The following is a 12,420-nucleotide window of genomic DNA, read 5'->3' on the forward strand; positions in this document are numbered from 1 at the left end:
CAACACAGCATTCAAAGCGCGGACTGTCATTCGAGATCACTCCCGCTCAGCCGGACCGTACCGCGCCCGGCGCGAATACCCCATTCATGCCAGGCGAAGGCGGCGCTGAATACAGCGACGAGCAGGCACATCGAAATCCGCGCCGTATCCGCATCGGCCCAATTTGCTGCGACGATCGAGACGCTGAGCAGAAGTGCGATGATGGGCACCAACGGGTGAAGCCGGATGCGAAAATGCGCACTGAGCGCGCCGGCCTTGCGTCCGGCAAGCAACGCCAGCCCAAGCAGAAGGCATTCCGAGAAATTGCCGCTCGACAACAGGACAAGGCGCCGCTCGCCAAGGAAAGTGACGAGGCCGCCGATCACAATGAGGACCAGGAGCGCACCCGTCGGCGCACGCGTGCGGTGGCTTACGGTTCTCAGCACAGTGTTGATTGCTTCCGGGAACACTCTGTCGCGCCCCATGGCGTGCAATTGGCGGGAAAGGGCCATCATCATTGCCGTCACCCCGTTGAAGATCGCAACGATGATGCCGAGCGACACGAGCGAACTGATCAGCGGACTGGTGGTGCGGTCAAGGAAATGCGCTATCGGCGCCTCGGCCGAGAGCGTTGCCGCAACGTCATCCATGCCCAGGATCATGAGTACGACGGGGACCGCAATGAACGTGGCTGCGATCAGTCCTGTCCAGGCGACAACAGGGCCCATGCGGCGCTTTGCATCGCGCATGTCCTCGGCAAAATAAGTCGCCCAGTCGGCGCCCGCGGTCATCGAGGCACCTGCAATCACGGCCAGTGCCGTGGACACGCTTGACGCCGGAACAAGACTGGTCCCGTCCAAGGTAATGACCGGAGACAACACAAGCCCAATGTTGGCCGCCTTGAAGTGCGCCAACGCTGCGATCATCAACACCAACAGCGCAACAAGTTCAATCAGCAAGAAGGCCGCAATCACTTGCGCGCCCCGCCTGATTTGCGCTGCGGCAATCAGCGCGGCCAACGCAAGAGTGCCAAGCGCGGAAACCTCCTGCGACAGCGACGGCAGAAACAGCCGAATGTAGGGCCCGACCCCCACCGCTCCAAACGCGAGCAGGGGAAAAAGCAGAACGGTTCGCAAGATCACGTAGGGATAAGTCCAGCGCGGCCCGAGGATGGCGTTCAGGGCCCCATAAACCCCGCCCGCACCAGGATAGCTTGCGGACAACTCGGCAAACAGCAGCGCCATTGTCGCTGCGATCAAGCCGCCGCAGATGAAACCGATGGCGGCCCCGGTTCCAGCCATGTGAAGAATGGCGTTGCCGCCGATGAACACCGAGATGACGGGAGACAGCGCGGACAACGTAAGCAGAAAAACTTCGCCGGGTGAGAGCACCCGGTCGAAGCTTTTGTTTCCTTGTGAGGACGATGCCGGTGCCTGCGAGGTCACGGACCCGTTCGCCCTTACGGTCAGTGCGCCAGCGCCTTGTTGATATCCTCGACCATCTTTTTGGCGTCGGCGAGGAGCATCATGGTCTGGTCCATGTAGAACACGTCGTTGTCGACACCGGCATAGCCGACACCGCCCATCGAGCGCTTGATGAACATGACCGTCTTCGCTTTGTCGACGTCGAACACGGGCATGCCGTAGATCGGCGAGGACTTGTCGGTCTTCGCTGCCGGATTGACCACGTCGTTCGCGCCGATGATGAACGCGACGTCGGCCTGCGCGAACTCGCCGTTGATGTCCTCGAGCTCGAAGACTTCATCGTACGGCACGTTCGCTTCGGCAAGCAGCACGTTCATGTGGCCGGGCATGCGGCCCGCAACCGGGTGGATGGCGTACTTGACGTTGACGCCTTCCTTCTTGAGGAGGTCGCCCATCTCGCGCAGCACGTGCTGGGCCTGCGCCACCGCCATACCGTAGCCCGGAATGATGATGACGTTCTCGGCTTCCTTCATCAGATAGGCAGCGTCCTCGGCCGCGCCGCGCTTCCACGGACGCTGCACCTTGGCCGCGCCGCCGCCGCCCGCTTCCGGTGCCGCGCCGAAGCCGCCGGCGATCACCGAGATGAAGCTGCGGTTCATCGCCTTGCACATGATGTACGACAGGATCGCGCCCGACGAACCCACCAGCGCGCCGGTGATGATCATCGCGGTATTGTGGAGCGTGAAGCCCATCGCCGCCGCGGCCCAGCCCGAGTACGAGTTGAGCATCGAGACGACGACCGGCATGTCCGCGCCGCCGATCGGGATGATCAGCAGGAAGCCGATGGCGAAGCTGAGCGCGGTGATCGCGCCGATCACCCAGGGGCTCTGATCCTGCGTGAAATAGCCCACCAGCACCAGGATGGCGACAAGCGTGCCCAGATTGATCACATGCCGGCCGGGCAGCATGATCGGCGCGCCGCTCATGTTGCCGTTGAGCTTGAGGAACGCGATGACCGAGCCGGAGAACGTGATCGCACCGATGGCGATGCCGAGACCCATCTCGATGCAGCTCTGCACCTCGATCACCCCGTCCGCCCCGGCAATGCCGAAAGCGATCGGATTGAGGTAGGCCGCGAGGCCCACCAGAACTGCGGCCATGCCGACAAGCGAGTGGAACGCCGCGACAAGCTGCGGCATGTCGGTCATCTTGATCCGCCGCGCGGTGACGAAGCCGAGGCCGCCGCCAATGGCGACCGCGCCGGCGATTTCAGCCAGGCTGGCAACGCCGTGCGTGACCAGTGTGGTGACCATCGCGATGGTCATGCCGACGATGCCGTAACGGTTGCCCGCGCGCGACGTGGCCGGGCTGGAAAGCCCGCGCAGCGCCATGATGAACAGCACACCGGCGGCGAGATAGGCGAGGCCTACCCAGGAAGGAGGAGCGACGTGTTCCATCACTTCTTCTCCTTCTTCTTGTACATCGCGAGCATGCGCTCGGTGACGGCAAAGCCGCCGAAGATGTTGACCGAGGCCAGCACCACGGCAAGTAGCCCCAGCCACTTCGAGACGAGCGAACCCTCAGCCGCACTCGCAACAAGTGCGCCCACAACAATGACCGAGGAAATCGCATTGGTCACCGCCATAAGCGGCGTATGCAGCGCCGGGGTGACCGACCAGACCACGTAATAGCCCACAAAGCAGGCCATCACGAAGACGCTCAGGATTGAAATGAAGTCCATGTTCTAAAGCCCCCTCACCCGAGCAGTCGTTCGTTGACGACCTTGCCGCCTTGCGTCAGGCGCACGGCATTGCCGATTTCTTCGTCCAGCACCGGCTTGCCCTGCTCCTTGTCCCAGAACGCGGAGAGGAAGTTGAACAGGTTTCGGCTGAACAGCGCCGAGGCGTCTGCCGCCAGATGCGTTGCGGTGTTGGAATAGCCGACGATCTTGACGCCGTGCTTCTCGACCACCTCGTCCGCAACCGAACCTTCGACATTACCGCCTGCCGAGACGGCGAGATCGAAGATCACCGAGCCGGGCTTCATCGTGGCGATCTGCGCATCGGTGATGAGGCGCGGTGCCGGACGACCCGGGATCAGCGCGGTGGTGATCACGATGTCCTGCTTGGCGATGTGGCTGGAGACCAGTTCGGCCTGCGCCGCCTGATACTCCGGGCTCATCTCGGTGGCATAGCCGCCCGCACCCTCGCCCTCGATCCCCGCGACGTTCTCGACGAAGATCGGCTTGGCGCCGAGCGACTGGATCTGCTCCTTGGTCGCCGAACGCACGTCGGTCGCCGAGACCTGCCCGCCAAGACGTCGCGCGGTGGCGATGGCCTGGAGCCCCGCAACGCCGACGCCCATGACGAAGACCTTCGCGGCCGAAACGGTGCCAGCAGCGGTCATCATCATCGGGAAGGCGCGGCCATAAAGGTCTGCCGACACGATCACCGCCTTGTAACCGGCGAGGTTCGATTGCGAGGAGAGGATGTCCATCGACTGCGCGCGTGTGATGCGCGGCATGAACTCCATTGCCAGCGCCTCAAGCCCGGCTGCCGCATAGGCATCGACGCGGGCGCGCTGTCCGAACGGGTCGAGCGAGGCGACGACCCAGGCACCGGGTTTGGCGCCCGCAAGGACGCCGACTTCCGGCCCCTGAATGCCAAGCACGATGTCCGCGCCGACCGCAGCGCCCTCGCCAACGATCTCGGCGCCGGCGGCCTGATAGGCCTCATCGCTGATCGACGCGGAAACACCTGCCCCTGCCTCGATGCGCACGGATGCGCCGAGACCAATGAATTTCTTCACCGTTTCAGGCGTTGCCGCCACCCGGTGCTCGCCGCTCGCCCGCTCACGCAGGACGGCGATTGTGGTTGTGCCCCCCATTCGCGGCTCAGGCGATCAGATAGATGACGAAGAGCACGATGACCGAGATCACCGGCACGGCGACCTTGATCATCCCGACGAAGCCCTCATACGTGGCCGTCGCTGCCTTCAAGTTGTTCCCGGCATTGTTGCTGGCGCCCATGACAAACCCTTCCTGATGTCATTCGAGAGATGATTTTGCGGCATGCTCTAACCGCCCCGCCCCGATGGCTCAAGCGGAACCCGCGCGAGTGCACTTAATCTGCTCTTTACCCAAATGGGCTAGAGCCGGGCACTATGCAATTGAACCGGGGAAGCCATGGCAGAGCCCACTGATCGGCTGCTGATGCTCATCGACGATGAACCGGCGCAGTGCCGTCTCATCTCGGCGCTCGCCGCCCGCGAGGGATGGCGCACGATCATCGCCCGCGATTCCGAGACCGCGATCGCCACGCTCGGCACGCGTCAGGGCATGCAGCTCGACGCAATCATTCTTGATCAATGGGTTCCGGGCGACGCCGCCTGTGCGCTCATTGCCGAACTGAAAGCTCGGCGCCCGGCACTGCCGATCCTGATGATCACCACCAGCGCCTCGCCGCTGCTGGCGGTCGAGGCGATGCGGGCAGGCGCCTCAGACTATCTGATCAAGCCGGTCGCGCCCGACAGGCTGCTCCAGGCACTGCGCACCGCGACCCGTCGCGAGGAATCGCCCGAGGAGTTGCAGCCGCTCACCGAAAAGTTCACCGGCACGCTCGATTTCGATTCGATGATCGGTGCCGCCCCCGGCTTTCGCGCCGCGCTGGCCGTTGCCGCCAAGGCGGCGCGCACGCAGAACACCGTTCTGATCGAAGGCGAGAGCGGCACCGGCAAGGAGATGCTGGTGCGCGCCATGCATGCGGCAAGCCCGCGCGCCAAGGCTCCGTTGCGCATCGTCAATGCCGGCGGAATTCCGGCCAACCAGATCGAATCCGTGCTCTTCGGGCATGAAAAGGGCGCCTTCCCCGGCGCCTTCGAGCGCCATGTCGGCGCACTGCAGCATGCCGATGGCGGGACGCTGGTGATCGACGAGATCGACCGTCTGTGCCTGCCCGCGCAGAGCCGCCTCGCCCATTTCCTCCAGCGTGGTGATATCCAGCCAATCGGTGCACGCCACAGTTTCCGCCTGGATGTGCGTCTGATCGTGTGCAGCAATGCAGCACTCGGCGATCTTGTCGAGGCCCAGCTGTTCGATCCCGTGCTGCTCGAGACGCTGAGCGGGGTGCATGTCCATTTGCCTGCGCTGCGCGAACGCGTGGGCGACATTCCCGCGCTCGCCCGCCACTTCCTCACCCGCATCGGCGAGCAGCCGGGCCTGAGGCCGCTCGGCATTACCGACGGCGCGCTGGCGCTGCTTGCCGCCTACGACTGGCCGGGCAACGTGCGCCAGCTTCAGGCAACCCTGTTCCGGGCCGCCGTGTTCTGCGACGGCGAGGCGCTGACCGCGCAGGACTTCCCCAACCTCTCGAACATGCTCGGCGAGGCCCCCCGCGCTGCTCCGGCGCAAAGCGAGGGCGCGGGCGTCATGCTGTATTCGTCCGACGGCAACTTGCGCCCGCTCGAGGATATCGAGGCTGACGTCATCCGCCTCGCCATCGGCCACTACCGCGGCCGCATGACCGAAGTCGCCCGGCGGCTCGGGATCGGACGCTCGACGCTCTATCGCAAGCTTTCCGAACTCGGCATCGACAACGTCGCCTGAGGTACTCTCGATAATGGCAGCGTTGCTCCCCGGCGCTGTGCTGATAAGTCTGCACTGCGAGGGCCTTATCACAGGTGCCCGTTGGAGAGCCGAACTTGTCATCGCAGAAACTGCTCGAAGGCATTCGCATCGTTGATCTGACCAGCGTGGTGTTCGGCCCTTACGCGACCGAGACCCTGGCCGATCTCGGCGCCGACGTGATCAAGGTCGAAGTTCCGGGGGGCGATCTCTTCCGCCACGCCGGCAAGCCCGCCGTAACCCCGGGCATGGGGCCCTGCACGCTCAACCTCAACAAGGGCAAACGCAGCCTGGCGCTTGATCTCAAGAGCGAAGAGGGCAAGGCCGTGCTTGCCGCGCAACTCGCCGAGGCCGATGTTTTCATCCACAACGTGCGCGGCAAGGCGATCGAGCGGCTCGGCTTCGGCTATGAAGCGGTGAAGGCGCTGAAGCCCGATATCATCTACGTCCACTGCACCGGGTTCGGCTCGGGCGGGCCTTATGGCGACCTTCAGGCCTACGACGACGTGATCCAGGCAGCGACCGGCACGACCAACCTGCTCGGACGGGTCGATGGTAACCCGATCCCGCGTTTCCTGCCTTCGCTGATTGCGGACAAGGTATCGGGGCTCCATGGCGCCTACGCCGTGATGGCGGCGGTGATCCACAAACTCCGCTTCGGCGAAGGGCAATTCGTCGAAGTCCCGATGTTCGAGGCCTTCACGCATTTCATGATGCAGGAGCATCTCTACGGGCAGGCGCTGGTGCCGCCCCGCGAACCGGCGGGCTATCCGCGCCAGCTCGATCCTTTCCGTCAGCCCTTCCCCGCCAAGGACGGTTGGGTGGTGATCGTGCCTTACACGCCCGATGCCATCGACACCGTTATCGAGTTGCTGGAGGCGCCCGAACTGGCGAAAGACCCGCGCTTCATCGATTACCCCTCGCGCATGCGCAACATCAGCGAATTCTACGAGGAGATGGCCAAGCGCACACCGAAGCTGACCATGGCGGAATGGGCGGCGAAAATGGCCAAGCACCAGATCCCGGCCATGCCGGTGCGTGATCTCGATGATGTGACAAGCGATCCGCACTTGCAGGCGGTCGATTTTTTCCAGAAGCGCACCCACCCCACCGAGGGCGAATACCTCAAGATGAGGAGCCCGGTGACGTTCTCGGTCGGCAGTTTCGAGGTGAAACCGGCGCCCCGGATCGGTGAGGACAACGAAGCGCTGGGTGCGACTCCACTGCCGCCGATCAAGCGCCGAGCTGGCTGAAGTCAGTCAGCGCCGCGTCGCGCAGGCCCCGCCAGACGTGGAGCGCCTGCACTGTCGCGCCGACATCATGCACGCGCACCAGTTGCACACCGGCCTCGAACCCGCGTGCGGCCAGCAGCAGCGAGCCGCCAAGGCGTTGATGTGCGGGCGCCTCGTTTGAAAGCGCACCGATCATGCGCTTGCGGCTCGCCCCAAGCAGAAGCGGCTGGCCCAGCGCATGGAACAGCGGCAGCGCGTTGATCAGCGCGAGGTTCTCGGCGAGCGATTTGCCGAAGCCGATACCGGGATCCAGCAGGATCTTGTCGCGCGCGATCCCGCCGGCCACGGCCGCATCGCGCCGCTCGCGCAGCGCATCGAACACGTCGAGCACGACATCGGCGTAGTCGCCATCGGCATGGAGGTCCTTTTCGCCGCCCGGCGCGTGCATGAGGACGACCGGTACGCGGCTTGCCGCGACGACCTCGAGCGAACGCGGATCGTGGCGCAGCGCGGAAACATCGTTGACGATATGCGCACCGACGGCGAGCGCTTCGGCGATCACGGTCGAGCGGCGGCTGTCGATCGAGATCGCTGCACCGCTGGCGGCGAGCTTGGCGATGACCGGGACGACGCGCTTGACCTCGTCGCCCTCCCAGACGGCCGGGGCGCCGGGGCGGGTCGATTCCCCACCGACGTCGATGATCGCCGCGCCCGCTTCCAGCATTTCTGCAGCATGTTCCAGCGCGGCATCCGGCTTGTCGAGGAACTTGCCGCCATCCGAGAAGCTGTCGGGCGTTACATTGAGAATGCCCATGACCTGCGGCTGATCGAACCGGACCATGCGCTCCCCGCAAGTGAGCGGGGCGTGCGCCGCCTTCAGATTGGCCCACTGGGCTGCGGCCTCGGCAGCCAGAGCATCGGGCAGCGCGCCAAGCAGATCGCACGCCTCGTCTGCGGAGAAACGGCGGCGCGAGACGACGCGTGTGCCCTCGCGTACAATCAGCGCAAAGCGGGCGGCATAGACGAGTCCGCCAGCCAGGCGGATTGCCCCGCCCTCCTCGCTCTGCGGGCTTTCGGCCATGGCGATGGGGCGGATGTAGAGCTTTTGCATGCTGCTTGCCCTAGCGCGGCCGACGGAGTGCGGCGAGACGCATGTCGCGCAGGCGCTGCATCAGCATTGTGCCCGTCCACCGGGCATGGCAGCGCAGCAAAAGCGGGTCTTGCAGCGTAACCAGCACTGGGCCGAACAGCGGCAGCACGTCAGTCTTCCACTGCGAGCAGATAGCGCTGGCGCAGCGTGTCGAGCGGCTTGACCTCGCCTTCGTGCTCCAGGTGCCAGAAAGTCCAGCCATTGCAGGCCGGCGCGTCTTGCACGGCCGAACCGACGCTGTGGATCGAACCCGATGCGGCGCCCGCCATGATCGAGCCATCTGCGCGCACGCTGGCGGTCCAGCGCCGCTTGCGGTCGAACAGCACGGTGCCCGGGGCGATCATGCCGGTCTCGACCAATTGGCCAAATGCAACCCGGGGCGCGCTGCGCTTGCTCATCATCGTGGTGAGCGCGCTTTCATCGAGGGGTAACGCAGCGGCAATGCGCTCTTCGGCGACCGCGATGTAATCTTCCTCGCGCTCGCAGCCGATCCATTCACGGCCCAGGCGGCGGGCGACCGCGCCTGTGGTCCCGGTGCCGAAGAAGGGATCGAGCACGACATCGCCGGGATTGGTCGTCGCCAGCATCACCCGGTAGAGCAACGCCTCGGGCTTTTGCGTCGGATGCGCCTTGACCCCGCCCTTGCGGATGCGCTCAGGCCCGCCGCAGATCGGGAGAACCCAGTCCGAACGCATCTGCAGCTCGTCATTCAGGGTCTTCATCGCGCGGTAGTTGAAGGTGTATTTCGCCTTTTCGCTGCGCGAGGCCCAGATCAGCGTTTCATGCGCGTTGGTGAAGCGTGTGCCCTTGAAATTGGGCATGGGGTTTGCCTTGCGCCACACGATGTCATTGAGGATCCAGAAGCCGAGATCCTGCAACAGCGCGCCGACGCGGAAGATGTTGTGGTAGGAGCCGATCACCCAGATCGCGCCGTCGGGCTTCAGGAGCCGGCGTGCCTCGGTGAGCCATTCGCGGGTAAAGGTGTCGTAGCGTTCGAAGCTGTCGAACTTGTCCCAGTCATCGGTCACGGCATCGACGTGGCTGCCGTCGGGCCGTGCGAGATCACCGCCCAGTTGGAGGTTGTAGGGCGGATCGGCAAAGATGAGATCGATCGATGCGGAGGGGAGTTCGCGCATCCGCTGAATGCAGTCGCCGCGCAGGATCTGCCCGAGCGGGAGCGCAAGCCTCGTAGCCACCGCTGCCTCGGCACTGCGCAGCGGACGCGACGCGCCTTTGGTCAGACGTTCCTTTGCCAGAGTCACCATTGCCGCCTTGTCCCCTGCTGTATGGATGACCAGTGAATCATCGGCGACTCGCCGTCAAGCCGCGACTCGCCGGAATCTGGCGAGTCGCGGGCTCCAAAGGAGTGAGAACGGAACGAGTCCGCGTCTACATCTGGAGTCTCGCCTTGGCGGCGCGCGCTATATCTGGTGGTGTGGCAACCCGGATTCACCGGCGAAAAAATTATCCGGCGTCGCCCAGCACCGCGGCAACGGGGGCAAAGCTGCGACGATGGTGCGAGCAGGCGCCATATTGGCGCAGCGCGGCCATGTGTTCGGCGGTGCCGTAACCGGCGTTGCGCTCCCAGCCATAGTGCGGAAATTCGGCCGCAGCCGCACGCATCAGCCGGTCGCGATGCTCTTTGGCGAGGATCGAGGCGGCGGAGATGCACGGTTCGCTGGCATCGCCGCGCACGATCGCACGGGATGGCCAGACCCAGCCCTCGCAGCGCCCGGTCGGGGTCAGGTTTCCATCGACCAGGACCATCCCAATGCCATCGCTGCCGTGCTGCCCAGCAAGTGCGGCGACGGCGCGGGTCATGGCGAGCAAGGTCGCCGCAAAGATGTTGAGCCGGTCGATTTCCGCGACTTCGGCAACACCCAGCCCCCAAAGACATGTCTCGCGGATCAGCGGCTCAAGCCGCGCCCGGCGCTTCGCGCTGATCGCCTTGGAATCGGCGAGGCCTTCTGGCGGCTGCGGACCCAGCACCACCGCGGCTGCCACCACCGGCCCTGCCAAAGGCCCGCGGCCCGCCTCGTCCACGCCGACAACCATGCCCGGCGCGAGAGGCAGGGCGTTCCTCCAAGGCGCCGAACCGGCGCTGACAGAAGGGCCTTTCGCTGGCATTCTAGCGGGCATGAAAACGAAGGTCCTTTCCGGAATAGTGCTCGCGGCGCTTGCTACTGCCGGCTGCTCGAGCCCGGCAGAAGCCGGTGACAATGTCATAGTGACCAGCCCCAAGCCCCAGCTCACGCAAGTGGCAATCACCGACGAGGCCGTGTTCGACGAGCCCTGGGCGATGACCTTCCTGCCCGGCAGCTCCTATGCGCTCATCACCGAAAAGGCCGGCAAGCTCAAGGTCTGGCGCCATGGCCTGCGCATCCGCGAGGTGGCAGGGGTGCCGCAAGTGGCCTATGGCGGCCAGGGCGGGTTCGGCGATGTCGTGCCCGCGCCCGATTACAAGATCAGCAAGATGATCTACCTCAGCTGGGTCGAGTCCGGGCCCAACGATACGCGCGGCGCTGTGGTGGGGCGCGCGAAGCTGGATTTTGCTGGCGGGCCCAAGCTTGTCGGGCTCAAGGTGATCTGGCGGCAAGGGCCCAAAGTGGAGGGCCAGGGCCACTTCTCGCACCGCATAGCGTTCTCGCCCGACGGTCAGTACCTGTTCGTCAGTTCGGGCGAACGGCAACGGTTTACCCCGGCGCAGAACCTCAAGGTCAATCTCGGCAAGATCGTGCGCCTTACCCTCAATGGGAAACCGGCGCCCGGCAATCCGTTCGCCAGCAAGTCCGGCGCTGGCCCGCAGATCTGGTCTTATGGCCACCGCAACGCACTGGGTCTTGCCTTCGATACCAAGGGCCAGCTCTGGGATCTGGAGCATGGGCCCAAGGGCGGAGACGAGCTCAATCTGGTCAAACCCGGCAAGAACTATGGCTGGCCGCTGGTTTCCAATGGTGACAACTATGACGGCACGCCAATACCGCGACACGCCACGCGGCCCGATCTGGAAGCCCCGGCGATCAGCTGGAACCCGGTGATCGCGCCGGGGGACCTCATCTTTTACAAGGGCGATCTCTTCGCGGGGTGGAAAGGCCACGCGATCTGCACCGGCATGGTCGCGCAGGCGCTTGTTCGGGTCGCCACAACCGGCGAGCGCGGCGAAGAGATCGAGCGCATTCCGCTTGGCAATCGCATCCGCGAGGTGAAGGAAGGACCGGACGGGGCGCTTTACATCCTGGAGGACGGCCGCGGTGGCCGCCTGCGCAAGCTTGTCCCCGCGCCGACAGGGAGCTGACGTGCCGTTTGACCCCACCCGCGTTGATTGCTGGATCTTCGATCTCGACTACACGCTCTATCCCCCGGCCTGCGGCCTGTTCGGCCAGATCGACCAGCGCATGGGGCAGTTTATCGCCAATCTGCTGGGCTGCGACGCGCAGGAAGCGCGGCGCGTGCAGAAGATGTATTTTCACGATCACGGCACCACTCTTGCGGGCCTGATGCACTATCACGCCATCGACCCGCGCGAGTTCCTCGACTTCGTGCATGATGTCGACATGACCGTGCTGGCCAAGGCCCCGCGCCTTGCCGAGCGGATCATGGCCCTGCCGGGCCGCCGGCTGATCTTCACCAACGGCGACCGGCCTTATGCCGAGCGGGTGCTGGAAGCGCTCGGCCTTGATGGCTGCTTCGAGGGTATGTGGGACGTTGTCGCGATGGACTACAAGCCAAAGCCCGAACCGTCCGCCTATCACGGGCTGATCGAGGCTTTCGGGTTTGACCCCGAGCGCGCCGTGTTCGTCGAGGACTCAGCGCGCAACCTGCCCCCTGCCAAGGCGCTTGGCATGCAGACTGTCTGGCTCGACTGCGCGAGCGAATGGGGCGACCGCGCCAAGGACGATGCGGCGATCGATCTTGTCATCGACGATCTGCCGCTTTGGCTCGATACGCTGGCCCCGGAGCTTGCGGGCAGCGCCGCGCTCGGTTAGGCGGCGGCGACCGCTTTGGGGAACTTTG

12 protein-coding genes are annotated in these 12,420 nt (G+C 64.8%); 4 read left to right on the forward strand and 8 right to left on the reverse strand.

The window, feature by feature from the left end:
* Positions 1-26: 26 nt before the first annotated feature.
* From WCL10_RS05640 to WCL10_RS05660, 5 genes are read right to left on the reverse strand one after another with little or no spacing between them, the layout of a single operon-like run.
* Positions 27-1,424 (reverse strand): APC family permease, encoded by a 1,398-nt coding sequence (locus WCL10_RS05640; RefSeq protein ID WP_336894657.1) that lies wholly within the window; start codon positions 1,422-1,424, stop codon positions 27-29.
* 20 nt (positions 1,425-1,444) lie between these two features.
* A complete protein-coding gene (locus WCL10_RS05645) occupies positions 1,445-2,860 on the reverse strand; it encodes an NAD(P)(+) transhydrogenase (Re/Si-specific) subunit beta (protein WP_336894658.1) in 1,416 nt (471 codons plus the stop codon).
* Complete coding sequence (locus WCL10_RS05650; RefSeq protein WP_336894659.1) at positions 2,860-3,144, reverse strand: proton-translocating transhydrogenase family protein; 285 nt, start codon at positions 3,142-3,144, stop codon at positions 2,860-2,862. Before WCL10_RS05650 ends, WCL10_RS05645 begins: the two co-directional genes overlap by 1 nt.
* Before the next feature lie 14 nt (positions 3,145-3,158).
* Positions 3,159-4,289, reverse strand: coding sequence for an NAD(P) transhydrogenase subunit alpha (locus WCL10_RS05655; RefSeq protein WP_336894660.1), 1,131 nt, complete (start codon positions 4,287-4,289; stop codon positions 3,159-3,161).
* Positions 4,290-4,296: 7 nt separating this feature from the next.
* Positions 4,297-4,431, reverse strand: coding sequence for a hypothetical protein (locus tag WCL10_RS05660; protein ID WP_336894661.1), 135 nt, complete (start codon positions 4,429-4,431; stop codon positions 4,297-4,299).
* Between the two features lie 156 nt (positions 4,432-4,587).
* Here WCL10_RS05660 and WCL10_RS05665 point away from each other — a divergent pair, with 156 nt between their 5' ends.
* Entirely contained in the window at positions 4,588-6,006 is a 1,419-nt protein-coding gene (locus WCL10_RS05665) for a sigma-54 dependent transcriptional regulator (protein WP_336894662.1), read from the forward strand.
* A 95-nt stretch (positions 6,007-6,101) separates the two neighbouring features.
* Complete coding sequence (locus WCL10_RS05670) at positions 6,102-7,277, forward strand: CoA transferase (RefSeq protein WP_336894663.1); 1,176 nt, start codon at positions 6,102-6,104, stop codon at positions 7,275-7,277.
* On the opposite strand, the gene folP is transcribed toward WCL10_RS05670, so the two are convergent.
* The 3 genes from folP to WCL10_RS05685 form a co-directional block, all read right to left on the reverse strand.
* Entirely contained in the window at positions 7,258-8,367 is a 1,110-nt protein-coding gene (gene folP / locus WCL10_RS05675) for a dihydropteroate synthase (protein ID WP_336894664.1), read from the reverse strand. The two genes, WCL10_RS05670 and folP, sit on opposite strands and share 20 nt — an antisense overlap.
* Before the next feature lie 149 nt (positions 8,368-8,516).
* Positions 8,517-9,671 carry a site-specific DNA-methyltransferase gene (locus WCL10_RS05680; protein WP_336894665.1) on the reverse strand — a complete coding sequence of 385 codons (1,155 nt, stop codon included), beginning with the start codon at positions 9,669-9,671 and terminating at the stop codon, positions 8,517-8,519.
* 199 nt (positions 9,672-9,870) lie between these two features.
* Positions 9,871-10,461, reverse strand: coding sequence for a ribonuclease HII (locus tag WCL10_RS05685; protein ID WP_336894666.1), 591 nt, complete (start codon positions 10,459-10,461; stop codon positions 9,871-9,873).
* An 82-nt stretch (positions 10,462-10,543) separates the two neighbouring features.
* Between WCL10_RS05685 and WCL10_RS05690 the strand changes: the two genes are divergently transcribed.
* Together WCL10_RS05690 and WCL10_RS05695 are read left to right on the forward strand one after the other, a co-directional pair.
* Complete coding sequence (locus WCL10_RS05690; protein WP_336894667.1) at positions 10,544-11,701, forward strand: PQQ-dependent sugar dehydrogenase; 1,158 nt, start codon at positions 10,544-10,546, stop codon at positions 11,699-11,701.
* A gap of 1 nt (position 11,702) precedes the next feature.
* On the forward strand, positions 11,703-12,392 hold the full coding sequence (locus WCL10_RS05695) for a pyrimidine 5'-nucleotidase (protein ID WP_336894668.1): 690 nt from the start codon (positions 11,703-11,705) through the stop codon (positions 12,390-12,392).
* Positions 12,393-12,420: the final 28 nt, after the last annotated feature.

The sequence above is a fragment of the Novosphingobium sp. genome (assembly GCF_037133355.1).
Classification (GTDB): Bacteria; Pseudomonadota; Alphaproteobacteria; order Sphingomonadales; family Sphingomonadaceae; genus Novosphingobium.